Annotated in this window: 26 protein-coding genes; 18 read left to right on the top strand and 8 right to left on the bottom strand. The window is 66.1% G+C overall.

What is annotated here, in order from left to right:
- Positions 1-2 precede the first annotated feature (2 nt).
- From ACO056_RS13025 to ACO056_RS13010, 4 genes are all read left to right on the top strand, one after another.
- Positions 3-686 carry a GNAT family N-acetyltransferase gene (locus tag ACO056_RS13025; protein ID WP_421847385.1) on the top strand — a complete coding sequence of 228 codons (684 nt, stop codon included), beginning with the start codon at positions 3-5 and terminating at the stop codon, positions 684-686.
- Between the two features lie 71 nt (positions 687-757).
- Complete coding sequence (locus ACO056_RS13020; protein WP_421847383.1) at positions 758-1,132, top strand: endonuclease domain-containing protein; 375 nt, start codon at positions 758-760, stop codon at positions 1,130-1,132.
- 22 nt (positions 1,133-1,154) lie between these two features.
- On the top strand, positions 1,155-3,308 hold the full coding sequence (gene ligA / locus ACO056_RS13015; protein WP_421847381.1) for an NAD-dependent DNA ligase LigA: 2,154 nt from the start codon (positions 1,155-1,157) through the stop codon (positions 3,306-3,308).
- A gap of 7 nt (positions 3,309-3,315) precedes the next feature.
- Positions 3,316-3,810 carry a CinA family protein gene (locus ACO056_RS13010; RefSeq protein WP_421847379.1) on the top strand — a complete coding sequence of 165 codons (495 nt, stop codon included), beginning with the start codon at positions 3,316-3,318 and terminating at the stop codon, positions 3,808-3,810.
- Here ACO056_RS13010 and ACO056_RS13005 read toward each other — a convergent pair.
- Genes ACO056_RS13005 through ACO056_RS12995 form a run of 3 tightly spaced genes read right to left on the bottom strand, consistent with a single transcriptional unit; the run spans position 3,788 to position 6,304 of the window.
- The gene (locus tag ACO056_RS13005) at positions 3,788-4,687 is read right to left on the bottom strand and encodes a 50S ribosomal protein L11 methyltransferase (RefSeq protein WP_421847377.1); all 900 of its coding nucleotides are present in this window, start codon (positions 4,685-4,687) and stop codon (positions 3,788-3,790) included. The genes ACO056_RS13010 and ACO056_RS13005 overlap by 23 nt on opposite strands.
- Positions 4,684-5,601 carry a subclass B3 metallo-beta-lactamase gene (bla, locus tag ACO056_RS13000; protein ID WP_421847375.1) on the bottom strand — a complete coding sequence of 306 codons (918 nt, stop codon included), beginning with the start codon at positions 5,599-5,601 and terminating at the stop codon, positions 4,684-4,686. Before bla ends, ACO056_RS13005 begins: the two co-directional genes overlap by 4 nt.
- Positions 5,591-6,304 carry an SDR family NAD(P)-dependent oxidoreductase gene (locus tag ACO056_RS12995; protein ID WP_421847373.1) on the bottom strand — a complete coding sequence of 238 codons (714 nt, stop codon included), beginning with the start codon at positions 6,302-6,304 and terminating at the stop codon, positions 5,591-5,593. Before ACO056_RS12995 ends, bla begins: the two co-directional genes overlap by 11 nt.
- Before the next feature lie 170 nt (positions 6,305-6,474).
- On the opposite strand from ACO056_RS12995, the gene sdhC reads away from it, so the two are divergent.
- The 5 genes from sdhC (at position 6,475) to ACO056_RS12970 (ending at position 10,079) form a co-directional block, all read left to right on the top strand.
- On the top strand, positions 6,475-6,900 hold the full coding sequence (gene sdhC / locus ACO056_RS12990) for a succinate dehydrogenase, cytochrome b556 subunit (RefSeq protein WP_421847371.1): 426 nt from the start codon (positions 6,475-6,477) through the stop codon (positions 6,898-6,900).
- Positions 6,901-6,946: 46 nt separating this feature from the next.
- The gene (sdhD, locus tag ACO056_RS12985) at positions 6,947-7,330 is read left to right on the top strand and encodes a succinate dehydrogenase, hydrophobic membrane anchor protein (RefSeq protein WP_421847369.1); all 384 of its coding nucleotides are present in this window, start codon (positions 6,947-6,949) and stop codon (positions 7,328-7,330) included.
- A gap of 3 nt (positions 7,331-7,333) precedes the next feature.
- Entirely contained in the window at positions 7,334-9,160 is a 1,827-nt protein-coding gene (gene sdhA, locus ACO056_RS12980) for a succinate dehydrogenase flavoprotein subunit (protein WP_421847367.1), read from the top strand.
- 44 nt (positions 9,161-9,204) lie between these two features.
- Entirely contained in the window at positions 9,205-9,573 is a 369-nt protein-coding gene (locus ACO056_RS12975; RefSeq protein ID WP_421847365.1) for a cupin domain-containing protein, read from the top strand.
- A 125-nt stretch (positions 9,574-9,698) separates the two neighbouring features.
- On the top strand, positions 9,699-10,079 hold the full coding sequence (locus ACO056_RS12970; RefSeq protein WP_421847363.1) for a hypothetical protein: 381 nt from the start codon (positions 9,699-9,701) through the stop codon (positions 10,077-10,079).
- A 3-nt stretch (positions 10,080-10,082) separates the two neighbouring features.
- Here the strand turns inward: ACO056_RS12970 and ACO056_RS12965 are convergent, their stop codons facing one another.
- Entirely contained in the window at positions 10,083-10,685 is a 603-nt protein-coding gene (locus ACO056_RS12965) for a hypothetical protein (protein WP_421847361.1), read from the bottom strand.
- Positions 10,686-10,722: 37 nt separating this feature from the next.
- Entirely contained in the window at positions 10,723-11,607 is an 885-nt protein-coding gene (locus ACO056_RS12960) for a neutral zinc metallopeptidase (protein WP_421847359.1), read from the bottom strand.
- A 180-nt stretch (positions 11,608-11,787) separates the two neighbouring features.
- Between ACO056_RS12960 and ACO056_RS12955 the strand changes: the two genes are divergently transcribed.
- From ACO056_RS12955 to ACO056_RS12940, 4 genes are all read left to right on the top strand, one after another.
- Complete coding sequence (locus ACO056_RS12955; protein ID WP_421847357.1) at positions 11,788-13,395, top strand: M28 family metallopeptidase; 1,608 nt, start codon at positions 11,788-11,790, stop codon at positions 13,393-13,395.
- A gap of 80 nt (positions 13,396-13,475) precedes the next feature.
- Complete coding sequence (guaB, locus tag ACO056_RS12950) at positions 13,476-14,933, top strand: IMP dehydrogenase (RefSeq protein WP_421847355.1); 1,458 nt, start codon at positions 13,476-13,478, stop codon at positions 14,931-14,933.
- A gap of 9 nt (positions 14,934-14,942) precedes the next feature.
- On the top strand, positions 14,943-16,124 hold the full coding sequence (locus ACO056_RS12945) for an RsmB/NOP family class I SAM-dependent RNA methyltransferase (RefSeq protein ID WP_421847353.1): 1,182 nt from the start codon (positions 14,943-14,945) through the stop codon (positions 16,122-16,124).
- 65 nt (positions 16,125-16,189) lie between these two features.
- Positions 16,190-16,696: a tetratricopeptide repeat protein gene (locus ACO056_RS12940; protein WP_421847351.1), complete on the top strand. Its 507-nt coding sequence runs from the start codon at positions 16,190-16,192 to the stop codon at positions 16,694-16,696.
- A gap of 107 nt (positions 16,697-16,803) precedes the next feature.
- Here the strand turns inward: ACO056_RS12940 and ACO056_RS12935 are convergent, their stop codons facing one another.
- Both ACO056_RS12935 and ACO056_RS12930 read right to left on the bottom strand, forming a co-directional pair.
- Positions 16,804-17,289, bottom strand: coding sequence for an RNA pyrophosphohydrolase (locus ACO056_RS12935; protein WP_421847349.1), 486 nt, complete (start codon positions 17,287-17,289; stop codon positions 16,804-16,806).
- Positions 17,289-18,242 carry an alpha/beta hydrolase gene (locus ACO056_RS12930; protein ID WP_421847347.1) on the bottom strand — a complete coding sequence of 318 codons (954 nt, stop codon included), beginning with the start codon at positions 18,240-18,242 and terminating at the stop codon, positions 17,289-17,291. The genes ACO056_RS12935 and ACO056_RS12930 overlap by 1 nt, the downstream gene beginning before the upstream one ends.
- 235 nt (positions 18,243-18,477) lie before the next feature.
- On the opposite strand from ACO056_RS12930, the gene ACO056_RS12925 reads away from it, so the two are divergent.
- The 5 genes from ACO056_RS12925 (at position 18,478) to ACO056_RS12905 (ending at position 25,106) form a co-directional block, all read left to right on the top strand.
- The gene (locus ACO056_RS12925) at positions 18,478-20,367 is read left to right on the top strand and encodes a 2-oxoacid:acceptor oxidoreductase subunit alpha (protein WP_421847345.1); all 1,890 of its coding nucleotides are present in this window, start codon (positions 18,478-18,480) and stop codon (positions 20,365-20,367) included.
- Between the two features lie 13 nt (positions 20,368-20,380).
- Positions 20,381-21,406: a 2-oxoacid:ferredoxin oxidoreductase subunit beta gene (locus ACO056_RS12920; protein WP_421847343.1), complete on the top strand. Its 1,026-nt coding sequence runs from the start codon at positions 20,381-20,383 to the stop codon at positions 21,404-21,406.
- A gap of 12 nt (positions 21,407-21,418) precedes the next feature.
- A complete protein-coding gene (locus ACO056_RS12915) occupies positions 21,419-22,351 on the top strand; it encodes a metal-dependent hydrolase (protein ID WP_421855492.1) in 933 nt (310 codons plus the stop codon).
- A gap of 57 nt (positions 22,352-22,408) precedes the next feature.
- Positions 22,409-23,773, top strand: coding sequence for a cryptochrome/photolyase family protein (locus tag ACO056_RS12910; protein ID WP_421847341.1), 1,365 nt, complete (start codon positions 22,409-22,411; stop codon positions 23,771-23,773).
- A gap of 73 nt (positions 23,774-23,846) precedes the next feature.
- The gene (locus ACO056_RS12905; protein ID WP_421847339.1) at positions 23,847-25,106 is read left to right on the top strand and encodes a class I SAM-dependent methyltransferase; all 1,260 of its coding nucleotides are present in this window, start codon (positions 23,847-23,849) and stop codon (positions 25,104-25,106) included.
- Positions 25,107-25,147: 41 nt separating this feature from the next.
- Here the strand turns inward: ACO056_RS12905 and ACO056_RS12900 are convergent, their stop codons facing one another.
- Positions 25,148-25,510: a PilZ domain-containing protein gene (locus ACO056_RS12900; RefSeq protein WP_421847337.1), complete on the bottom strand. Its 363-nt coding sequence runs from the start codon at positions 25,508-25,510 to the stop codon at positions 25,148-25,150.
- Positions 25,511-25,546: the final 36 nt, after the last annotated feature.

Raw genomic sequence — 25,546 nt, 5'->3', positions numbered from 1 at the left:
CCATGACCGCGCATCCGCTCGATCGCCCGATCTGGTCGCTGCTCAATGGGCCGCAGGCAGCGCTGGCCGTGGCGCGCGGCACGGTCTGCCGGATCGACCCGACTTATGGCCCCTTCGCCGCAGCTGCGCCGGGGCATGAGGCAGAGCTCACCAGCCTCCTGACCAGCGCTGAGGACGAAATCTGGCTCGTCGAAAGCACGGTGCAGGCCCCGCCGCCAGGAACCCGGTTGCTGCGCACCGCACCGCTGCTGCAGATGATCGCCGATGGCCCGCTGGAGACCTTTGCAGTCGATCCCGAGCTGATCCTCATGCGGGAAGCCGACGCGCCCGAAATGACCGCTCTCGCGCTTGAGACGCAGCCCGGCCCCTGGCGTTCGCATACTCATCGCTATGGCCCTTATTTCGGCCTGCGCGAGGAAGGCCGCCTGATCGCCATGGCGGGCGAACGCATGCGCCCTGCGCCGGGGCTCGCCGAACTGAGCGGCGTCTGCACCGCGCCTGACCGGCAGGGGCGCGGCCTTGCCGGCCGGATGATCCGCCGCGTGTTGGCCGGGTTCACGCAGCGCGGTGATACGGCGTTCCTGCACAGTTACGCCACCAACACCCACGCCATTCGCCTTTACGAATCGCTGGGCTTCCGGGCACGGCATGAACTGGTGGTGACAGTGTTGGGGAGGGCAGAGTGACCGCCGTTCCGCCAAAAGCCCCCTCCTCTTCAGAGGAGGGGGTTGGGGGTGGTGGCCCTATGCGCGGAACTTTGCTCGAACACGCTGCCCGGATGCGCCGCGAGCCTACCGAGCCGGAAAAGCGGCTTTGGTTCGAACTGCGTGACAGGCGTCTCGGTGGATTCAAGTTTCGCAGGCAGGCAACCATCGAACGGCGCATCGTCGATTTCTTCTGCCCCGAGAAAGGCCTTGTCATCGAAGTCGACGGGCATACCCATGACCGCGAAGCCGACTTGATTCGCGACGCAACGTTCGAACGGACGACCGGCTTTCGCACGATCAGGTTTACCAATCGGGAGGTGATGGACAACATGCACGGGGTGAGGACTGCTTTGCTTGCTGCCCTGCATGCTAGCGAGGACCGCTGGAGCAGGCTTCGCGGCACCACCCCCAACCCCCTCCTCTGAAGAGGAGGGGGCTAAAGTGAACATGTCCGAAGCCGATGCCGCGAATGAGTTGATGCGCCTTGCGCGGCAGATTGCGCACCATGACCGGCTCTATCACGCGCAGGATGCGCCCGAGATCAGCGATGCTGAGTACGATGCGCTGGTGCGCCGCAATGCCGAGCTTGAGGCTGCCTTTCCGCACCTGATCCGGCCCGATAGCCCGAGCCGCAAGGTGGGGCACGAGGTAGTGGCCTCGCCGCTCGCCAAGGTCACGCACGAGGTTCGCTTGATGAGCCTCGACAACGCGTTTTCGGACGAGGAGGTCGAGGAATTCGTGGCGCGGGTGCGGCGCTTCCTGGCGCTGACACCTGATTCCGAGGTGGTCATGACCGCCGAGGACAAGATCGACGGCCTGTCTTGCTCGCTGCGTTACGAGAATGGCAAGCTGGTGCGCGCCGCCACCCGCGGTGACGGGCAGGTGGGCGAGGACGTGACACCCAATGTCGCCCACATTCCCGATATCCCGCAGGCGCTCACCGGTGATGCCCCTGCCGTGTTCGAGATCCGCGGCGAGGTCTATATGGCCAAGGCCGATTTCGCCGCCTTGAATGCCGCGCAGGAGGAAAAGGGCGACAAGCTCTTCGCCAATCCGCGCAATGCCGCCGCCGGATCACTGCGCCAGAAGGACGCGAGCGTCACTGCGAGCCGCCCCTTGCGCTTCCTCGCCCATGGCTGGGGTGCGGCAAGCGCGGTTCCGGGCGAGACGCAGTTCGAGGTGATGCAGCGAATCGCAGCATGGGGCGTGCCGGTTTCGCCGCTGCTGGTGCGCTGCGGATCGGTTGCGGCGATGGTCGAGCACTTCCGCGCGATCGGCGCGCAGCGGCCGGGCCTGCCCTATGATATCGACGGCGTGGTCTTTAAAGTTGACCGGCTGGATTGGCAGGAGCGGCTGGGCTTTGTCGCCAAGGCGCCGCGCTGGGGCCTTGCGCGCAAGTTCCCTGCGGAGCGCGCCGAGACGGTGATCGAGGCCATCGACATTCAGGTGGGCCGCACCGGCAAGCTGACACCGGTCGGCCGGCTGCGTCCGGTGCTGGTGGGCGGTGTTACCGTCACCAATGTCACGCTCCACAACCGCGACGAGATCGGGCGGCTGGGCCTGCGCGTGGGCGACCGCATCGTCCTCCAGCGCGCGGGCGATGTGATCCCGCAAGTCGTCGACAACCTGACGCGCGAGGAACCGCGCGAGGCCTACCATTTCCCCGATCACTGCCCCGAATGCCAGTCCGAAGCCGTGGCCGAAGAAGGCGAAGTCGATGTGCGCTGCACCGGCGGGCTGATCTGTCCGGCGCAGCGCGTGGAGCGACTTCGGCACTTCGTCAGCCGGGGTGCGCTCGATATCGAGGGGCTGGGCGAGAAGACGATTATCGAGTTCTTCGGGCTCGGCTGGCTGGAAAGCCCGGCCGACATTTTCCGCCTCCACCAGCGCCGCAGCGACATCGTCGGGCGCGAGGGGTGGAAGGACAAGTCTGTGGATAACCTGCTTGCCGCAATCGAAGCCAAGCGCGCGCCGGATGCTGCGCGGCTGCTGTTCGGGCTCGGCATCCGCCATGTCGGCGCGGTGACGGCGCGTGATCTGATGAAGCGGTTCACCAAGTTGCCCGCGCTGCGCGCGGTGGCGGAAGCCGCGCATTCCTCCCCGGAACGGGGAGGGGGACCAGCGCAGCTGGTGGAGGGGCAGGTTCCGCCTGGCCTGAGCGTGCCCCTCCACCATCCTTCGGATGGTCCCCCTCCCCCGGTGGGGGAGGAACTGGCCCGCGCCGAACTTCTCTCCATCGAAGGCGTTGGCCCGGTGGTGGTCGAAGCACTCGGCGATTTCTTCCATGAGCCGCACAACGTGGCGGTTTGGGACGATCTGCTTTCCGAGGTCTCGCCGCCCGACTATATCGTCGAAACCAAGGCGAGCGCGGTCGCGGGCAAGACAGTGGTCTTTACCGGAAAGCTCGAGACGATGAGCCGGGACGAGGCCAAGGCGCAGGCCGAGGCGCTCGGCGCACGGGCGGCAGGTTCGGTTTCGGCCAAGACCGATCTGGTAGTGGCGGGGCCGGGCGCGGGCTCGAAGCTCAAGCAGGCAGCGGCGCTGGGAATAGACGTGATCGACGAGGCGGCGTGGGCCGAAATCGTCAAGGCAGCGGGATAACCGGACAATGACCTTTGAAGACCTGACGCCGCTCGGCAGCGAGGCTGGCAAGATGCTCAAGGCGAAAGGCCAGTCCATTGCCGTGGTCGATGGCGCGACCGGCGGGCTCATTTCCGCTGCGCTGCTCGCGATGCCGGGAGCCTCGGCGTTCTATCGCGGCGGCGGGGTGATCTACACGCTGAAGGGCCGGCGCATCGTGCTGGGACACGAGCCCGGCTCGCTGCGCGGGCTGACCTCGGCGACCGAAGCTTATGCCCTCGCGCAGGCGCGGCTGATCCGGGCGCGCTATGACAGCGATTGGGGTGTGGCGGAAACCGGCGCGGCAGGGCCGGGCGTCCATCCGCTGGGCGTTGCATCGGGCACCAGCGCAGCCGCCGTGGTCGGGCCGGACTATGAGGCAGCGCTGATCGTCGAGACGGGGCACGACGACCGTCTCGCCAATATGATCGCTTTTACCAACAACGCTCTGTCGCTGCTGCTCAGCGCGCTGTCCGCCGCCTGAGCCACAGGATCGACCAGTTGCCGCGCTGCATCCGCGCGCGCAGGGAAAACCCGGCGCGGGTATAGGCGGAGCGCACCGTGGGTTCCTGCGCGGTGAGCAGACCCGCCAGCAGCACGCTGCCGCCGGGCGCAACGACCTTGCGGAAATCCGGCGCCAGTTCGGCCAGCGGCCCTGCGAGGATATTGGCGATCAGCAGATCGTAGGGCGCGGCGGCGCGCAGCAGGGGATGCTCCATGCCCGGCGCGATCACCATGGCGAGCTTGCCCGGGCCGTCGCCCAGCGTGATGCCATTGAGAGCTGCGTTTTCGGCCACGACCGGTCCGCACACCGCATCGATATCGCTCGCCGTGGCCCTTGCGCGCGGCCACAGATGCAGCGCGGCAAAGGCCAGCAGGCCAGTGCCCGTGCCGATATCGGCAAGATTGCGCACGACGGCGCCTTGCGCCTTGATATGCGCGAGCATGGCAAGGCAGCCCGAAGTCGTTTCGTGGTGGCCGGTGCCGAAAGCCTGACTGGCCGGAATGATGAAGTCTCGCAGGCCAGCTACCGGCGCATGGTCCGGCGTGCGGACGTAGAACGGGCCCTCGCGGATCGGCTCGACATTTTGCTGGCTGAGTGTCACCCAGTCGGCATCGGCGAGTTCCTCGACGAGCAGAACGGGTGCGCCATCGGCAAACAGCGCGGTGATTGCGGCCTTGTCCGCCGGCGTCGGCTTGCGTTCGAGCCAGGCCTCGAGCTGCCATGCATCGGGCTCGGCCGGATCGATCTGGCCGCCGCCGAGAACGATCGAGAAGTCCCAGTCTGCGGCGTCCTCATGCGCGACGAGTGCGGCGCGCACGACTTCGGCCGAAGCGCGGACGGTGATTTTCCAGCTCACTTGGCTGTTTCCTTGGCAAGCTGGGCATCAAGCCCCTTGCTGCCCATGGCCGCGTAGCTGCGGCAAGCGTCCGGTGCGGCAAGCGGTTCCTTGCCCAGCATCCGGTCGAACAGGTCGCTCACCGAAGGGTGAGGGGTGACGAGGATCCCGCAGCGCCGCGCCGCAATGGCCGCGAAGGTGTGGCGGAACCGGGCGACGACGTCCGGATGATCGGTAAAGCGATAACCCGGGGCGGCGAGCGCGGAAATGCTGTCGATATAGCTCACCGTGCGGCACTGGCTGCCCGCACAGCTCTGCCAGGTCCAGCTGGTCGATCCACGGGTATGGCCGGGCGTGGCCGACATGGTGAGCCGCAAGGGTCCGACCCGGATGACCGAACCGGGGGCGACGATGCGGTCCGTCCTGACCGGCGCAAAGGGGTGGTCCTTGAGCACGCCGTATTGCGAATCCGCCGGATCGGGCTTGCCCGTTTGCGCGATAGCCGCAGCCGGAGCGCTGAGCGCCACTTTCGCGCCAGTCGCCTTCTGCAGCGCCGCCAGCCCGCCGACATGGTCGAAGTGTTCGTGGCTGCTCACGATCCAGCGCACGTCTTCCGGACGGAAACCCAGCGCGCGGATATTGGCGAGGATCGAGGGCACGGCCGGCTCGGTCGCGCTATCGACGAGTATGTGGCCCTGCGGCGAGGTCACCAGCAGCACGCTGACCGTGCAGGTGCCGACATAATACGTGTTGCCGTAAAGCCGGGCGGGCGGGGCAGGGGCGGAAAAGTCCTCCTTGCCCTCGCACTGCTTGACGAGCGCCTGCGTGGCGGCGCGGTCCTGACCTGCGGGGACGGGCTTGGCCTGAGCGAGCGCCGGGGCCAGCACCGTGGCAAGCAGGGCTGGCGCCGACAGGGCGAGCACCCTAGCGGACAAAGCTGGCTCCATTCGCATCGATCACCGCGCCGGTCATGCTCGGCGGGGCATCTAGCGCGCAGAACACGCCGATGGCGGCGATTTCCTCCGGCGTTGCCACGCGGCCGAGCGGGATGTCCGCCAGCAAATCCGCGCCGCCCCGGCTGGCGAGGTAATCGCCCGCCATCGCCGTATCGGTAAAGCCCGGGGTGACTGCAAAGCTCAGGATGCCTTGGGCGGCGTAGCCCCGCGCGATGGTCTTGTGCATGGCGATCATCCCGCCTTTGGCCGCGGCATAGTGCCAGTGCGCGGGCGAATCTCCGCGATAGGCGGCGCGGCTGGCGATATGGACGATGCGCCCCGGCACCCCGCGCGCCTGCCAGTGGCGGACGGCGAGGCGCGAGAGCTGCGCAGCGGACGTCAGATTGATCCGCAGCGTTTCTTCCCAGCCATCGAGCCAGGCGATGTCAGACACATCGAGGGGGTTGGCGGCGAACAGCCCGGCATTGTTGACAAGCACGTCGATTGCGCCGCCGGCCATGGCAAGCGCATCTTCCCACAGCATTTCAGCCGCCGCCGGCGCGCCGAGATCGGCGCCGACCACGCCGGGAGCACCGCTGCGGCCATGACGGATGACGGCAGCGCCGCGGTCGGAAAGCGCATCGGCAAGGGCGGCGCCGATGCCCCGGGTCGAGCCGGTGACGAGGATGGCAGGTGTTTCCATACCTGCCGCTCTACCAGCGAATGAGCCCCCTGCAACAGGGCCTGGAACACACGTAGCGCGATTGCCCTACCGCGATGGTTGCACCTGACTGCTTTTGGGCTAATACGAATCGCGTTCGGATCGTGCTCCCAAGGGCACGAGCGGTTTTGGTAATCTATTTAGGGGGTTCTATGGCGCAGGCGCCCGGCAATCGGCCACTATCGCCGCATCTCGAAATCTGGCGCTGGGGTCCGGCCATGTTGGTCTCGATCCTGCACCGCATCACGGGCAACGGGCTCGCCTTCGCGGGCCTTGCCTTGCTGCTGTGGTGGGTCGGCGCGCTGGCGGGCGGCGCTGAGAGCTATCAGACCTTCCTCGACTGGGTGTGGCTTGCGCCCGCCGGCGGCCTGCAGACCGCAACGTCCCTGCTCGGCAAGGTCGTGCTGGTCGGCCTGACCTGGGCCTTCTTCCAGCACATGGCGTCGGGCATCCGACACTTCGTGCTCGATATCGGCGCGGGCTACGAGCTTGAGGCAAACGCGCGCTGGTCTTCGCTGACGATCCTGTTCTCGGTGGCGGCAACCAGCCTGTTCTGGGCCTTCATCCTGCTGCACTGATCCTTTCTCCCGATCCTGCGATCCATACCCTTCTCAAGGACATTTCATGGGTAACGGTACTTCCATCGGCCGCGTGCGCGGTCTCGGCTCCAGCCACCACGGCACGCACCATTTCCTGACGTCGCGCCTGACGGCGGTCGGCAATCTTGTGCTGATCCCGTTCCTGATGATCAGCCTCGCGCTCATGCCCTCGCACGATTACGCGACGATCCATTCGTGGGCGGCCAAGCCCGTTCCCGCGACCGCGCTGATCCTCATCATGATCAACACGTTCCAGCACGCGCGCCTTGGCGTGCAGGTCATGCTGGAAGACTACATCCACGAAGAGGGCGGCAAGATCGCGGCCTGGCTTCTCGTCAACATCCTGCCGTTCGCGGGCGCTGCCTACGGTATCGTCTCGGTCGTGCGCATCGCTCTCGGGGGCGCCTGAGCCATGGCTTCTACTCCTGCCTACAAGATCATCGACCATACGTACGATACAGTCGTCGTCGGTGCCGGCGGTTCGGGCCTGCGCGCCACGATGGGTTCGGCCCAGGCCGGCCTGCGCACCGCCTGCATCACCAAGGTCTTCCCGACGCGTTCGCACACGGTTGCGGCGCAGGGCGGCATCGCCGCCAGCCTCGGCAATAACAGCCCGGACCACTGGACCTGGCACATGTACGACACCGTCAAGGGTTCCGACTGGCTCGGCGATCAGGACGCGATCGAATACATGGTGCGTGAGGCGCCGGCGGCGGTCTACGAGCTCGAGCATGCGGGCGTGCCCTTCAGCCGCAACGCCGAAGGCACGATCTACCAGCGCCCGTTCGGCGGCCACATGCAGAACATGGGCGAAGGCCCGCCGGTGCAGCGCACTTGCGCCGCGGCAGACCGCACCGGCCACGCGATGCTCCATGCGCTCTACCAGCAGAGCCTGAAGTACGACGCGGACTTCTTCATCGAATACTTCGCGATCGACCTCATCATGGAGGCCGGTGCGAACGGCGTGCCGGAATGCCGCGGCGTGATCGCCATGTGCATGGACGATGGTTCGATCCACCGTTTCCGCAGCCATGCCGTGGTACTGGCCACCGGCGGCTATGGCCGCAGCTATTTCACCGCGACCTCTGCGCACACCTGCACGGGTGATGGCGGCGGCATGGTGCTGCGCGCGGGGCTTCCGCTGCAGGACATGGAATTCGTCCAGTTCCACCCCACCGGCATCTACGGCGCGGGCGTCCTCATCACCGAGGGCGCGCGCGGCGAAGGCGGCTACCTCACCAACTCCGAAGGCGAGCGCTTCATGGAGCGCTATGCGCCTTCCGCGAAGGACCTTGCCAGCCGCGACGTCGTTTCGCGTTCGATGGCGCTGGAAATCCGCGAAGGCCGCGGCGTTGGTCCGCACAAGGACCACATCTACCTGCACCTCGATCACATCGACGCGGGTGTGCTGGCCGAGCGGCTTCCCGGCATCACTGAAAGCGGCAAGATCTTCGCAGGTGTCGACCTGACCCGTCAGCCGCTCCCGGTCGTTCCGACTGTCCACTACAACATGGGCGGCATCCCCTGTAACTACCACGGCGAAGTCGTGACCATCGGCGCGGACGGCAATCCGGAAACGGTGATCCCCGGCCTCTTCGCAGTGGGCGAAGCGGCGTGCGTTTCGGTCCACGGTGCGAACCGCCTTGGCTCCAACTCCTTGATCGACCTTGTCGTGTTCGGCCGCGCAACGGGTCTGCGGCTCAAGGAAATCATCAAGCCGGGCTCGTCGCACAAGGCCCTGCCCAAGGATAGCGCCGACCTCGCGCTCACCCGGCTCGATACGTTCCGCCACGCCAACGGCAGTTCGCCCACGGCGGCGGTGCGCATCGAAATGCAGCGCACGATGTCGGCCCATGCGGCGGTGTTCCGCACCGACGAACTGATGGACGAGGGCAAGGTCAAACTTGCCGCGACCTATGAGCGGATGCAGGACATCAAGGTTTCTGACCGTTCGCTGATCTGGAACTCGGACCTCATCGAGACGCTTGAGCTCGACAACCTGATCGCGCAGGCGGCGGTGACGATGCATTCGGCTTCGAACCGCAAGGAAAGCCGCGGCGCGCATGCGCACGAGGACTATCCCGAGCGCAACGATGCCGAGTGGATGAAGCATACCGCCAGCTGGTTCGATGGCTGGGGCGGCAAGGGCGGCGGCGTGAAGCTCGATTATCGCCCTGTCCATGAATACACGCTCACCGACGACGTCGAGTACATCAAGCCCAAGAAGCGCGTGTACTGATCGTGCCCGCCCTGCGTGTGATGGGGCGCGGAAAATGGCTTCTGATGGCCGGGCTAGTCCTAGGGGCAAGTCCGGCCATCGCCGTTACGGAACCCGCTGCCTCTTCTTATCCCGATCCGCTTGAGGCGGGCTGGAAGGGCCAGCACGTTTGCGAGCTGCTCAAGGACAACGCGCGGATGCGCGTGCTCCGCTGCACCTTTCCGCCGGGCTGGGGGCACGAACGGCACCACCATGCACCGCATTGGGGCTATATCCTCAAGGGTTCGACCATGCGGATCACCACGGCCAGCGGCACGGTGGTGCGCGAGCTCAAGGCGGGCGACAGCTGGTGGAGCGACGGGATCGACTGGCACGAAGGCCTCAACATCGGCAAGACCACCGGGGTCTATCTGATCGTCGAACCCAAGCCCTGATCGGTAGGCGGCGGCCCGCTGTTCGTCGGGTTCCTGTCTGCCGTTTGACGAAGCATGGCGGACTTAAACAGGCGGGTAGGGCAGGTCGGGGTCAGAGAACAACGACCCCTGAAAGGATCTGCCCGATGCTTCTTCGCAAATGGACCGCGCTGGCGGCGGGCGCCGCGCTGCTCGCGCTTGGCGGGGTGGCTGCTGCCCAATCCTCGGCAGACAGCCGCATGAGCCCGCCGGCGCCTCCCGCGCCGCCGTCGCCGCCTTCACCTCCCGCACCGCCGAGCCCGCCCGAAGCTCCGGCGATCGACCGCGCCGAAATCGACCACGAGGTCGCCGAAGGCATGGCGGAGGGGCGCGCTGCCATTGCGGAAGCCCGCAAGGAAATCGCCGAAGCGCGCAACGAAATCATGCGCGAGAAGGATATACCAGCCGGCGCGCGGGCGCAGGCGCTTGCCGCGCTCGACAAGGCCGAGCGCGATGTGGACAACGCCCTCCCGCGCGAACGGGACTGATCGTCAGCGCTTGCGGCGGGCGTTCGCGCGCTTGGCAGGCTTGGGCTTTGCCTTGAGCGCGGGCGCGGGCACGGCCTCAGCGCCCTGAAGCGCGGAGAGCTGCGCTGCGGTTGCCGCGCGGGCCGGGTAGCGGCAGCCGCGCGCCTGACCATAGCCCTTGAGGAAGGCCCGGCGGCTCGCCCCGGCATAGAGCGAGACTTGCCACTGCCGCTCGCGCGAGGCGGCGCCGGTGACTTCGCGAAGCACGCCGCCAAACGGGATGAAGCTGTTGATCACCGATTTGGCCACCTGGCCCACGGCATTGCCGCGCTTTTCGTCGCGCGTCTTGTCGGTCGCCACATCGATATCGGGCCCGAGCACGGCATCGAGCCGTCCGACTTCCGCGCCGATCGCACGGCAGGTGCGCATCCCGGAAACACCGTAGGTGTCTTCGCGCGCCGCAATCAGGATCGGCGGGATCTCATCCTTCTTGATATTGAGATTTTCCAGCGGCGACGTCGCAACGTCGCCGGCTGTCACATTGGATGGTGCGACCACTGTCTGTGCGGCTGCGGACGTAGTCGCCGCGCCGATCAGGAGGGCAAAGGCTAGATGGTAGTGTTTCATGATTGTTCCCCGCTTCACCATCATAACGGCTTCGTCGCTAATGTGTTCCATCCGCTGATCCGGCGCTGAACGTATCGCAGGCATCCTCGTTGCCGCTTTCCAGCCCCTTGCGCAGCCAGGCCATGCGCTGGGCGCTGCTGCCATGGGTGAAGGCCGCTTCCACCGGGGTCCGCCCGGCCGAGGCCATCAGCGTATCGTCGCCGATCTGGTGCGCAGCCCGCAGGCCTTCCTCGATATCGCCAGGATCGATCCGGTCCTTGTTGCGCGCGGCCCAGACGCCGGCAAAGCAATCGGCCTGCAGTTCGAGCTTTACAGAGAGTCGGTTGGCCATCGGCGGATTGCGCCGCTGCGCCTCGCTCACCTGATCCGAAGTGCCGACGAGGTTCTGCACATGGTGGCCATATTCGTGCGCGATGACATAGGCCCGCGCGAAATCGCCGCCCGCGCCGAGCTGCTTGTCCATCTCGGTGTAGAAATCGGTGTCGATGTAGATGCCCTGATCGGCCGGGCAGTAGAACGGACCCATCGCGCTCTGCGCCTCGCCGCAGCCCGATTGCCCCTCGCGCGAATAGAACACCAGCTTGGGCGGGGTGAAGGCGATCCCGGCTTTCCCGAACAGCGGGCTCCATGTCTTGTTGAGCGAGGCGAGCGCGTTGCAGCTTTCGTGGCTGAAGGCGTTGACGTTGCAGCTTTCGGCAAGGTTGGCAGGCTTGGCCGGCAGCGCTTCCGGGGGAGCGGCGCCTTGCATGTTCTGCAGCGCGCCCAGCGTCTGCAGCGGATTGATCCCGAACACCACTGCGCCGATCAGCGCGATGACAAGACTGCCGCAGCCGATCTTGCCGCCCGGTCCGCCAAACCGGCCGCCGCCGCCGCCGCGCTGGTCCTCGACCTCAATCGAATTGTCGAAATCATCGAGCCGCATCGTCTGGTCTCCTGTCCCGCGTACGGATTGCCCATAACCCGGCGCGGCCTGCAAGAGGGAACGCGCGGGTGCGGCAGTGCGACAGAGGAAACTTGCGCAGGTCCGCAGCTTTTGCCAGCAAGGGCATAACGTTAGGCCGTTCGAGGGTAGCGATGAGTCGTTGTGGGTGAAGCGCTTTCCATGATCACCTTGACCCCGACCCGTAACCGGTTCCGGCAGCGCAGTCGGTTGGCAGCAGGGATCTGTCTCGCGGCCCTTGCCCTATGCCCCCTTGCAGCGAGCGCCGCAGCGCCCACCAAGCGCACGCTGCAGCAGATCGAGGCGCAGCTGCGCCAGCATATCACCACGCTGGCAAGCGACGAATACGGCGGCCGCGAACCCGGTACGCCGGGCGAAACGCTGACCCTGCGCTATCTTGCGCGGAACTGGTTCGATATCGGGCTGGAATCGGGCACCAACGATCCCGGCAATGCCTGGTTCGCGCCTGTCGAGCTGGTCGAGCGCGTGCCGCAAGGCTCGCGCGCCCAGTTCTTTCACGGCAAGCGCCGGGTTCCGGTGGCCGAGAGCGGCTTCTTTGTGGTCACTTCCGGCCTGCGCAGCCTGATCGAGAATGCGCCTCTCGTCTATGTCGGCAAGAACCTTGGCGGGGACGGCGCCCGGACCGAGCTGGCAGGCCGCGTCGCCGTGATCCTCGATAGCGAGGCGCCGTCACCCGAACCGGCGAAGCCCGGCGTGATCGGGGCCGCACCGCGCCCGGTCGACCGCGCGGGCAAGCTGCTCGAAAGCGGCGCTGCGGCAGTGCTCACCGTGCTCGATGGCGATCGCAGCCTCGAAGATGTCATGGCCCGCCGCCGCCGCGCGGGTTACGCGCTGGCGGGCGAGCGGCTCGGCGGTGATATCGAGGTGTTTCTTTCAGCCGATACCGCGCGCCAGATGCTCGCCGCCTCGGGCGCGCCGGATCTGGCCGGGCTTCATGTCGCAGGTGCAGTCCCCGGTTTCAGTTCGAAGCCGCTGGGCATCTCCGGATCGTTCGAGGCGACCAACCGTGAGACGCGGATCAAGACGCACAACCTGATCGGCAAGATCGAGGGGCGCCGCCCCGGGTCAGGCGCGGTTGTGTTGATGGCGCACTGGGACCACTTCGGCAAATGCGCTACGCCGCCGGCAGAGAAGCTGATCTGTCCGGGCGCGGTCGACAATGCCTCGGGCCTCGCCGTCATCACCGAAGTTGCGCGGCAACTTTCCGGTGGAAAGCCGCTCGACCGCGACGTCTACCTTGTTGCCACCACCGGCGAGGAGCTTGGCCTGCTCGGCGCGCAGGCCTTTGCCGAGAACCCGCCGCTCCCGCTAGGCAACGTGGTCGCCGCCTTCAATGTGGATAGCACCGGGCTGGTTCCTGCGGGCCTTCCAGTCAGCGTGGTGGGGCAGGGCATGACACCGCTCGATCCGGGCATTGCCAAGGTGCTCAAGACCATGAAGCGCAAGCTGGCGGGCGGAGATGCGGCCAATGCCTTTGCAAGGCGGCAAGACAGCTGGGCGCTGATGCAGCACGATGTGCCCTCGGTCATGGTCAGCACGAGCTATTCGGATCCCGTGCGGCTCGAAGCCTTCATGGACAATGTCTACCACCGCCCCGCCGACGAAGCCTCGCGCGTGGTCTATGGCGGGATGGTCGATGATGTGCTGATCCAGGCCGAACTGGTGCGGTTTTTCGCCGATACCAAGGCGTGGCCGGGTGCTGGGCCGGGCACTGGGGCTGGCAGCACGCTGGCCACCGGTGCAAAGTAGGGGGCAGGGCTAGCCTAAACCACCCTGTTTGATTACATGGGCCGCCACGAATCGTCCCCCTCCGGCAAGTGGCGCACTCCATGGATATCCCTCTCGGCCTTACCTTCGATGACGTCCTCCTGCGCCCCGGCGCATCGGACATGGTGCCGACCCAGGCCGATACCCGCACGCACCTGACCAGCTCGATCACGCTCAACATCCCGGTGATTTCCGCCGCGATGGATACGGTGACCGAAGCCGACATGGCGATCGTCATGGCGCAGCTTGGCGGTATCGGCGTGCTCCACCGCAACCTCACTGTCGAGCAGCAGGCCGCCGCCGTCCGCGCGGTCAAGCGCTTCGAAAGCGGCATGGTGGTCAACCCGATCACCGTCACGCCCGATGCCACGCTGGGCGATGCGCAGGCGATCATGCGCGCCAACAAGATCAGCGGCATTCCGGTGGTCGAAGCGAGCGGCAAGCTCGTCGGCATCCTCACCAACCGCGACGTGCGTTTCGCCGACAATCCGCTTCAGCCGGTGCACGAGTTGATGACCCACGATAACCTCGCCACGGTCAAGCTCGGCACTTCGGGTGATGAAGCGCGCCGCCTGCTCCACCAGCGCCGGATCGAGAAGCTGCTGGTGGTCGATGACGCGTTCCGCTGCATCGGCCTCATCACGGTCAAGGATATCGAGAAGGCCGTCACTTATCCCGACGCTACCAAGGACACCAGCGGGCGCCTGCGCGTGGCGGCGGCGACCACGGTGGGCGAAAAGGGGCTCGAACGCACCCGCGCGCTGGTCGAGGCCGAGTGCGACGTCATCATCATCGACACCGCGCACGGCCATAACCGCGATGTTGCCCGCGCGGTCGAGGCGGTGAAGGCCATGTCGAATACCGTGCAGGTGATCGCGGGTAATGTCGCCACGGCAGAGGCGACGCGCGCGCTGATTGATGCAGGCGCTGACGGCGTGAAGATCGGCATCGGGCCGGGCTCGATCTGCACCACACGCATCGTCGCGGGCGTGGGCGTGCCGCAGCTGACGGCAGTGCTCGAATGCGCCGCCGAAGCCGCCAAGTCGGGCGTGCCGGTGATCGCCGATGGCGGCCTGCGTACCTCGGGCGATGCCGCCAAGGCACTGGCTGCAGGCGCAAGCACGATCATGGTCGGCTCGATGCTTGCAGGTACCGCGGAAGCGCCGGGCGAGACGTTCCTCTATCAGGGACGTTCCTACAAATCCTACCGCGGCATGGGATCGGTCGGCGCAATGGCGCGCGGTTCGGCGGACCGGTATTTCCAGCAGGACATCAAGGATTCGATGAAGCTGGTGCCCGAAGGCATCGAAGGCCAGGTGCCCTACAAGGGGCCTGCCAAGGACGTCGTCCACCAGCTCGTCGGCGGCATCAAGGCCGCGATGGGATACACCGGCAGCCGCACGCTCGAGGATCTGCGCACCAATGCGCAGTTCGTGCGGATCACCAACGCGGGCCTGAGCGAGAGCCATGTCCATGATGTGGCGATCACCCGTGAGGCGCCAAACTATCCTTCGCGCTGAGCTCGTCTCATGACTCCCGCAGCGCGGGTGCAATCGGCGATCGAGGTGCTCGACGCGGTGATCGCGTCCGTGCGGCGCGAAGGCGCTTCGGCCGAGCGGGTCGCTGCCGAATGGCTCAAGGCGCGCCGCTTCATCGGCTCCAAGGACCGCCGCGCGATCCGCGATCTGGCGTGGAATGCGATCCGTCTGTGCGGTGAAGTCCCCCAAACCGGCCGCGCCGCCATGCTTGCGCTGGCCGGGGGCGATCCGGTGCTGACCGCGCTGTTCGACGGGTCGCGCTATGGCCCCGCGCCGATCCTTGCGGATGAGCCGGTGGCAGCGACGGGCCTTGCTCCTGCGTGGCTGGAAAAGCGGCTCATCGCTTCGGGTGTCCCGCGCGAACGCGGCGCTGCCTTGCTGGACCGCGCGCCGCTCGATCTGCGCGCCAACCGGCTCAAGATCACGCGCGACCGGCTGATGGCAGCGCTCCCGGTGGCGGCTACCGCGACACAGGCGCCCGATGCGCTCCGTCTGCCCGGCGGCACTCCGGTCGAGACATGGCCAGCCTTCGCGGAAGGGCTGTTCGAAGTGCAGGACACCGGCAGCCAGCTGACCTGCAGTGCGCTTGAGGTCGTCCCGGGCGAGACGGTGATCGATCTCTGCGCCGGTGCGGGAGGCAAGACGCTTGCGCTTGCGGCTGCGCTGCAGGGCGAGGGCCACTTGCTCGCCTGCGATATCGACCGCACTCGCCTCTCGCGCCTCGCACCGCGCGCTCACAGGGCGGGTGCGCAGGTGGAGACGCGGCTGCTCGATCCTGGCCGCGAGATGGAGGCGCTTGCCGACTGGCAGGGCAGGGCCGATGCGGTCATGGTCGACGCGCCCTGTTCGGGCACCGGCACCTGGCGGCGCGGGCCCGAAGCGCGCTGGCGGCTCACCCCGCAGAGCCTTCTGCGCTACGCCCGGATGCAGACCGAAGTGCTGCGAATTGGCGCTGAGCTCGTGCGCCCCGGCGGGCGGCTGACCTATGTGGTCTGTTCGCTGCTCGATGCCGAAGGGCCGGATGTGGTGGCCGCGTTTTTGGCCAGTAATCCGGGATGGCGCGCGGCCGAACAGCAGGTTGGTGCAGGGACCCCGCGCGGTGCGGGCATGAGGCTTACCCCTTGGGACGATTCGACGGACGGGTTTTTCTTCGCAACACTCCACCGGCTATGATAGGCACCGAAAACATGGACGCCGGGGGACCACGCGCGCCGCATGGCCGGCTCTGGGAGTTGTTGATGCGCTACATGCCTTTGGGGATTGCCTTGTCGCTTCTCGTGGCGGTCACGGGAAGTGCCGGAACAGCCGGTGTTTCACTGCCGATCGATCCCCGCGCGAAAGCTCTCGTCGAAACCGGACGTGAGCAGCTTGGCCACGGCGATATCGAAACTGCGACGGATAGCTTCGAAGCGGCTCTTGCGGTTGATCCCGGCAATCCGACGGTTTTCCTCGCGCTTGGCGATGCCGCGCGTGCGGCCGGTATGCAGGGCAAGGCGATCCACTACTACCGCGAAGCGCTGGAACGCGATCCCAACAACCTCGCCGCGCTTTCGGGCGAAGGCGGGGCGATGGCCGAAAAGGGCGCGCTCGAAAAGGCCAAGGGCAACCTTGCGCGCCTCGAAGGCCTGTGCGGGCGCAATTGCCCGGAGGCGCAGAACCTCGCCGGTGTCATCGCCAAGGGACCGATCGCGCGGGTCGTCTCCGCCGATGCGGTGAAGCCTGATCCCACAGTCGAAGACAACTGAGCCTAAACCAGCAAGCCTCGTCATTCCCGCGAAGGCAGGATCCAGAGCCTTCAATCACGGCGCCTGCTGCTCTGCACCTCTGCCTGCGCGGGGGTGACGAAAGAGCTTTAAATCAGCGCGCGGAATTCCTCGACGACTTGCCGGTAGACGCGCTTCTTGAACGGGACGATCAGGTCCGGCAATTGCTCGGGCTCGATCCAGCGCCAGGCGAGGAATTCAGGGTGCTCGTGCGCATCGAGGCGGATCTGCTCGTCCGCTCCGTTGAAGCGGACCAGCAGCCAGCGCTGCCTCTGGCCGCGGTAGCGCCCGCCCCATAGCTTGCCGATCAGGTTGTCCGGCAGATCATAGAGATATTCCTCGCGGCTTTCGGCGAGGATCGTGACGAGATCCGCGGTGACGCCGGTCTCTTCCTCCAGCTCGCGCAAGCCGGCGGGGTGAAGCTCCTCTCCGTCGTCGATGCCGCCCTGGGGCATCTGCCAGGCGTCCCCTTCCTTGCTGTCGATGCGCTGGCCGACGAAGACCCGGCCTTCGGCATTGACGAGCATGACGCCCACGCAGGGGCGGTAGGGAAGCCCGGCAGGATCCTTGCTCATCAGGCGCGGTCCAGCAGCAGACGGACGGCGGCGAAGATGCGCTGCATATCGCCATGGGCGCTCGGGAAGGCCTTGCGCAGCTGGGCGAAGGCGTGGGTGGTGCCCTTCATTTCAAGAAACACGACTTCGGCACCGGCGCGGATCAGTTCTGCGCCATAGACCCGCCCACTGTCGCGGATCGGATCGAGGCTGGCGGTGACGAGCACGGTCGGCGGAGTGTCCGCGTGGTTGCCGTAAATCGGATAGGCCCGCGGATTGCCAAGCTCGGCCTGATAGGCATCGGAGAACCAGGCCATCGTATCAGCGGTAAGCACGAAGCCATCGGCGAACTGGTGGAACGAGGCGTGATCGGGCTTGTCGTCGCTCAGCGGATAGATCGGCACCTGCAGCACGACCGGCACGGCGGCGGGCTGTTCGGCAAGCGCCTGCGTGATCACGATCGTGAGATTGCCGCCGGCCGAGTCGCCCATCGGGATGAGGCCGGTAATCGTGCGGCCGAGCGTTTCGGGGCTCGTCGCCACCCAGCGCGAAGCCGCCTCGCAATCGTCCGGCGCGGCGGGGAAAGGGTTTTCCGGTGCAAGGCGGTAGTGCACCGCGATCACCGGCAGATCGAGCTCTGCGGCGATTTCGGTGCAGAGCGAGTGGTGGCTGTCGAGATCGCCGATCACGAAGCCGCCGCCGTGGAAGAACATGACCGCAGGGCCGGGCTCACGGATTTCGCGCGCGTCGTAGAAGCGCAGCGGAATGTCGCCCGCAGGTCCAGGGCAGGAGAGGTCCTTGATCACCGCCAATTCGCGCGGTTCGGCTTCGGCCAGCAGGCCCATCTGCACATAGCTCGCCCGTGCGGCTTCGGGGCCCATTTCCGCCATCGAGGGGCCGGGGACCGAGGCCATGAAATCGAGAAAAGCCTTCACATCTGGCCGGACGTAGGGGGTGCTGGCGGTATCTGACATGGATTTCCTCTTCCTCGTGCAGCGCGTCGGCACCGGACTCGGGACCCCGCGTTGTTGACAGCACTGTTATTTGCGGGGCTTGACCTGCATGGGCAATCGGAATCAAGAGCGAGTGCAAGATTTGCGGTGCATCAGTTTTTCTTCTTTGCGTACCGCTAGATGAGGGCATAGGCGCCAAGGTGCGCAAGAGGACGCAAGGGTCGGAAAGCCGTCCGCGCGTATAGCAGAGGAACATATGGCGACAGTTCTTGAGAGCGAACCCGAAGGCCACACCGGCGGGAGCGATCGTTCCCCCACACCCGAGGCGGTCGTGGTGCGTTTCGCGGGCGACTCAGGCGATGGCATGCAGCTTACCGGCGGCCAGTTCACGCTTTCGACCGCGCTGGCCGGCAACGATCTTGCGACGTTCCCCGATTTCCCTGCCGAGATCCGCGCGCCGCAGGGCACGCTGTTCGGCGTTTCGGCGTTTCAGATCAACTTCGGCTCGACCGAGATCGACACCGCAGGCGATGCGCCCGACGTTCTGGTGGCGATGAACCCGGCGGCGCTCAAGACCAATGTCGGCGCGCTCAAGGCGGGCGGCCTGATCATCGCCGACACCGGCGAGTTCAACAAGCGCAACCTCGAGAAGGCGAAGTATGACGTCAGCCCGCTCGAGGATGGCAGCCTCGAAAAGTGGCAGGTGCTCGCGTTCGATATCTCGGCGCTGACGCTGGAAGCGGTGAAGCCCTTCGGCCTCGGCAACAAGGAGGCCCTCCGCTGCAAGAACATGTGGACGCTCGGCCTTGCGCTGTGGATGTTCGACCGTGACCGGCAGCCGCTGATCGATTGGCTCAAGGGCAAGTTCGCCAAGGCGCCGGTGCTGGCCGATGCCAATATCGCCGCACTCAACGCCGGCCACGCTTATGGCGAGACGGCCGAACTGGCGGGTCCGCTCAAGCAATATCACCTCGCGCCGGCCGAGAGCGAGCCGGGCCTCTACCGTACGGTGACAGGCGCTGAGGCGATCAGCTACGGCCTCGTCGCGGGTGCGCAGCTGGCCGGGCTCGACCTCTTCTTCGGCGGCTACCCGATTACCCCCGCCTCGGCGATTCTGCATAATCTTGCGCGGCTCAAGGAATTTGGCGTCACCACTTTCCAGGCCGAGGACGAGATCGCTGCGATCGCGGCCGCCATCGGTGCCTCCTATGGCGGGCACCTTGGCGTAACGTCATCCTCCGGCCCCGGCATCGCGCTGAAGGGGGAGGCGATGGGCCTTGCGATCATGACCGAGCTGCCACTCGTCATCGTCAATTCGCAGCGCGGCGGCCCTTCGACGGGCCTGCCGACCAAGACCGAGCAATCGGACCTCTATCAGGCCGTCTATGGCCGCAACGGCGATGCACCGATGCCGGTAATTGCCGCGCGCAGCCCCTCCGATGCGTTCGAGTGCGCGATCGAGGCCTGCCGCCTCGCGGTACAGTATATGACCCCGGTCATGCTGCTCACCGATGGCTATATCGCCAATGCCGCCGAGCCGTGGAAAGTTCCTGATCCCAAGGGCTTCGAGCCGTTTCCGGTCAAGTTCCTCGAGGAACCGAACGGCCCCGACGGCGCGGTTCTGCCCTATGCGCGCGACGAGAAGGGCGCGCGGCCGTGGATCAAGCCCGGCACCCCCGGCCTCATGCACCGCATCGGTGGTATCGAGAAGAACCCGGGCACCGGCAACATCGATTATTCGCCCGCCAGCCACCAGACCATGACCAACGCGCGCAAGGACAAGATCGACGGCGTTGCCGCCGGAATCCCGGCGCAGGAAGTCACGCTCGGCGAGGCAGGCGGCAAGCTTGCGCTGGTCGGCTGGGGCTCGACGTACGGCCCGATCCATCAGGCCGTGCGCCGCGCGCGCCGCAAAGGGCTCGATGTCAGCCAGATCCATGTCCGCCACGTCTGGCCGCTGCCGGAAAACCTCGGTGAGCTTCTCAAGAGCTACGAGCAGGTGATTGTTCCAGAAATGAATACGGGCCAATTCAAGACGGTGCTGCGCGATCAGTATCTCGTCGATGCGAAGCCGCTCAACAAGACGAGCGGGCAGCCGTTCACCATTGCCGAAATCGAAGCGGCGATTGCCGCGGCGCTGGCCTGAGGGAAGCGAAGCCATGAACGACATGACCCCCATCAAGACCACGCTCAAGGATTGGGAGACCGATCAGGAAGTCCGCTGGTGCCCGGGCTGCGGCGATTACGCGATCCTGAAGGCCGTGCAGCGCGTCCTGCCGGAAATCGGCGCTGATCCGGCCAAGACCGTGTTCGTCTCGGGCATCGGCTGTTCAAGCCGTTTCCCGTATTATGTCGAAAGCTACGGTTTTCACACGATTCATGGCCGCGCACCGGCCTTCGCGACCGGCCTCAAGCTCGCCAATCCCGAACTCGATGTCTGGCTGGTGACGGGTGACGGCGACGGTATGTCGATCGGCGGCAACCACACGATGCACGTGCTGCGCCGCAATCTGAACACGCAGATCCTGCTGTTCAACAACGAGATCTATGGCCTGACCAAGGGCCAGTATTCGCCCACCAGCCGCCTCGGCACCGTCTCGCCGACCACACCGCTCGGGTCGGTCGATCGTCCGGCGAGCCCTTGCGCGTTCGCGCTCGGTGCAGGCGGGCGCTTCATCGCGCGCGCCTATGACGTTTCGAAGGAGCTGACCTCGGTGCTCAAGGCCGCGCATGCCCACCAGGGCGCAGCCTTCGTCGAGATCTTCCAGAACTGTATCGTCTACAACAAGGACGTCTTCGCCGATTTCACCGAGAAGGCGACTGCGGCGACTGGCCAACTCTGGTTGAGCCACGGCGAACCTATGCTGTTCAACAAGGGCACCAAGGGCATCGCGCTCGATACCGAGACGCTCAGCCTCAAGGTTGTCGATGTGATGGACGGGGATTGGCAGGCGGCAGGCGTGCGCGTCCACGATGTGAAGAACCGCGCCATGGCGCATCTCCTTGTCGAGATGCCGTTCGGCCCGTTCCCGATGGCGCTGGGCGTGATCTACGACGATCCGCGCCCGACTTTCGAGGCAGCTGTCATCGAGGAGCGCGCCCGCGCTTCGGCCGGCAAGACCGCGAACCTTGCCGCGCTGCTGAGCAAGGGCCAGACTTGGACAGTTTCCGCCGATCAGGACTGAAAGTAGCAGCCGCTGGACAACTTCACGCACAGCCTTGTCGGGTGGGCGCTGGCCGAAACGGGCCTCAAGCGCCGCACCCGGTTTGGCACGGCGGCGCTGGTGCTGGCGGCGAACCTGCCGGATATCGACGTCGTGTTCGGCTGGGTGCCTTGGCCGCCGCTGGCAATGCACCGTGGCTTCACGCATGGCCTGCTTGGCGGGGTGCTGCTTCTGCCACCGCTGCTTGCCTTGGCGCTCTGGCTTTGGGGAAAGCGCCGACCCGCGCCCGCGGATGCACCGCAGCTGCATTTGGGCTGGCTGTTCGCGCTGACGTGGATCGCCGCGCTCACGCACCCGCTGCTTGATCTGCAGAACATCTATGCGGTGCAGCTGCTTTCGCCGTTCAGCGAGCGCTGGTTTCATACCGACGGGCTATTTATCATCTCGCCCTGGCTGCTCGCCATTCTGGGCCTCGGTATATGGACAGCGCGGCGGCAAGGTTCCGGAACACCCGCCATGGCGGCGCTGGCATCGGGCGCGGTGTTTATCGCGCTCAATGTCTGCATTTCCGCGCTGGCGTGGCAGGCACCCGAGGTCGATGCGCCCTATGCAAATCCTGATCGCGTGTTTGCCTCGCCCCAGCCGCTGGCGTTCTGGCGCCGTGATGTGGTCTGGCGGCAAAGCGGTATGATCACTTTCGGCGTCTACGATCCTCTGAAGAGGCTCACCGGCCTCACCGAATACGGCAAGCCCATCGCAGACAACATGGCCGATCCGCGCGCCTTCGCGGCGGCGCAATCAGCTCCACAGCCGCGCAAGTTCCTTGCCTGGTCGCAAATGCCGATGGCCCGGATCGATGGCGATGGTCGCTGCACGATGGTGACTTTCGGAGACGCCCGCTTCACCGGTTCTGTGCTGAGCCGCAACTTCAGTGTCGGCGTTTCGCACTGCAAGAGTCAGTTTTGATCGCGTGCCCCAAGGTGCAGGTGCCGTGCAGGCCCTCGCGCGGTGCAGAGCGTGTGGATGACTGAACCCACCATTGTCTGGCTGCGCCGTGATCTGCGTCTTGCCGATCAGGCTGCCTTTGCCGCTGCCGCCGCTGCCGGGCCGGTGATCCCGGTCTATGTGCTCGATGACGAGACGCCGAAGCACCGCCGCATGGGCGCTGCCTCGCGGTGGTGGCTGCATCACAGCCTTGCCAGCCTCGATGCCGACCTCCGGGCATGCGGCTCGCGGCTGATCCTGCGGCGCGGGCGCTGTGAGCAGGTGCTGGCGGAGCTTGCGCGTGAGACGGGCGCAAAGACTGTCCATTGCCTGCGCCACTACGAGCCGTGGTGGCGCAATGCCGAGCGGGCGGTTGGCGAAGTGCTCTCGCTCCAGCGCCATGAAGGCAATTACCTCGCCCCGCCGGGTTCGGTGACGACTGGGAGCGGCCAGCCCTACAAGATCTACACGCCGTTCTGGCGCGCGCTCGAAGCCCGCATGCCGCCCGCAGCGCCAAGCCCTACGCCCGCGCGCCTGCCAGCGCCGGACGTCTGGCCCGCTTCCGACACTCTAGCCGACTGGAAACTCCTGCCCACCAAGCCCTACTGGGCCGGCGGCATGCGCGCCGAGTGGACTCCGGGCGAGGCTGGGGCGGCAGCGCGGCTCGAGGCCTTTCTCCCGCGTGCCCGGGCCTACAGCGAACGGCGCAATCTGCCGAGCGTGCCCGGCACCTCGCGTCTTTCGCCGCACCTGCATTTCGGCGAGATTTCGCCCGCGACGATCTGGCACGCGACGATGGCAAGCGGCGGCTCGGTCGGAACGTTCCTCGGCGAGCTGGGCTGGCGCGATTATGCGCAGAACGTCATCTTCCAGCTGCCCGACTATGCCGGAATGCCTGCGCGCGGTGCCTTCGAGAGCTTCCCCTGGCGCGAGGATCCGGCAGGTCTCAGGGCGTGGCAGCGGGGCCGGACCGGCTACCCCATCGTCGATGCCGGGATGCGCGAGCTCTGGGCGACGGGCTGGATGCACAACCGCGTGCGGATGATCGCGGCCAGCTTCCTCATCAAGCACCTGCTGATCGATTGGCGTGAGGGCGAGCGCTGGTTCTGGGATACTCTCGTCGATGCCGATTACGGCTCGAATGCGGTCAACTGGCAGTGGAGCGCGGGCACGGGCGTCGATTCCAACATGTTCGTGCGGATCATGGCCCCGCTCACGCAGAGCCCCAAGTTCGATGCGGCTGCCTATATCCGCCAGTGGGTGCCCGAACTGGCGCATCTGGACGATACGCGCATCCACGATCCCGAAGTCCGCCCGCGCGCCTATCCGCCGCGCGTGGTCGGCCATGCCGAGGCCCGCGCGCGTGCGTTGGCGGCCTATGCCGAGTGGAACGACCGCAGCTGACATTGGGACAAGTGACGTCATCCCGTTGCCCTTGCGCGCGGTTGGCTTCATACCCTCGCACATGAATGCACACATGCCCGGACGGGGCGGGCATCTCATTGCGGGCGGCAAGCCCCTTGCGGGGAGCGGAGGCACGCTCACGCGCCTCTTTGCGGGGCCGATCGAGCGCATCCTCGCGCGGATCGACGCGGGGCTCACCGAAGGTTCGCTGCTTGCGCATTTTCCAGGCGGTTTGACCCGGCTACTCGGCGGACGGGGTGAGGGGCCTGCCGCCGAAGTCATCGTGCACGATTGGCGCGCTGTGCTGCGGCTGGTTACCGGCGGTTCGGTCGGTTGCTATCAGGGTTATGAAGCGCAGGAGTGGGATAGCCCCGATCCGGTGCTGCTCTTCACGCTGTTCGTGCGCAACGCGGCCGCGCTGGGCGATACCGCGCGCGCCAAGGGCCTGTGGCGGCTCGCTGCTCGCATCCTCCACGCCCTGCGCCGCAACAGCCGCGACCGCGCAGCGCGCAACATCGCGGCGCACTACGATCTCGGCAACGACTTCTATGCGCTGTGGCTCGATCCGACGATGAGCTATTCCTCGGCGCTGTGGGAGGGCATTGACCCCGGTGCCGGCCTCGAGGAAGCGCAGCGCAACAAGATCGATCGCATGGCCGATCGTCTGGCGCTCGATCCCGGGAGCCACGTGCTCGAGATCGGCTGCGGCTGGGGATACACCGCACGCCGCATTGCCGAGCGCCACCGCGCATCCGTGACGGCGATCAGCCTTTCCGAGCCGCAGCTCGATTGGGCCCGTACGCAGGCTGCCTCTGCGCAGCTTCCCGGCCTAGAATACCGCCGGCAAGACTACCGCGACGTCACCGGCCAGTTCGATGCGGTGATCAGCACCGAGATGGTCGAGGCGGTCGGGCGGGAATGGTGGCCGGCCTATCTCGATCGCATCGCGAAAGTGCTGAAACCGGGCGGCCGCGCGGCGCTGCAATATATCGCGATTCGGGACGACTTGTTCCCCGCCTATGCCCGCAGCGCCGATTTCATCCAGACCTATATCTTCCCCGGCGGCATGCTCCTCAGCGTCAGCGAGTTTCGCCGTCTCGCCGAGGCGCGCGGCCTTGCGTGGAAAGATCAAGTGGACTTCGGATTGGACTATGCGCGCACCTTGAGGCTGTGGCGCGAGGCGTTCGATGCGGCGGTCGAAAGCGGAAATTTGCCATCGGGCTTCGATGTGCGCTTCGTGCGGCTCTGGCGCTTCTACCTCATGTATTGCGAAGCCGGGTTCGCCGGGGGCGGGATTACGGTCAGCCAGGTGACTCTGCTCAAGCGAACTTGAGGTTTGTTTAAAAGTATTAAGAAAATTTTTACCAAACAATGTCAGGCGACCGGGCGATGAACCCCGTCTCCGCGGTAGCGCAGGATGATGTTGTCGTAGACGATCGGGCTCAGCAGATGGGCAAAAGCGCAACCGACCTCCCCGCGCAGCCACCAGACAACTTCAGCCTGCTGCGATTCCAGCCCAGGCAACGTGAGCCAGCAGACCGAGCCGACATGCATGCGGTTAAGCGCCGTGGCCGAGAAGCCACCGAGCGACAGATTGTGCACGACGGTGTGAAAGCCCTTCGAGCCCGAGCATCGCAGGGTCGCCGGAATATTGACCTTGTCGCGCGGGGCGCAGCGGTCTTCCTGGGTTGCCTGGAAATAGGCTTCGTTCGCGTAAGGATCCCAGTCCTTGTGCATGGCGATTGTCCTGAGCCGAGTCGCACTTCCCGCGAG

The organism is Novosphingobium sp. (genome assembly GCF_965228995.1).
GTDB lineage: Bacteria > Pseudomonadota > Alphaproteobacteria > Sphingomonadales > Sphingomonadaceae > Novosphingobium.
Note: the sequence above shows the minus strand (reverse complement) of the source record. Positions and strands in the feature narration are given on the sequence as shown.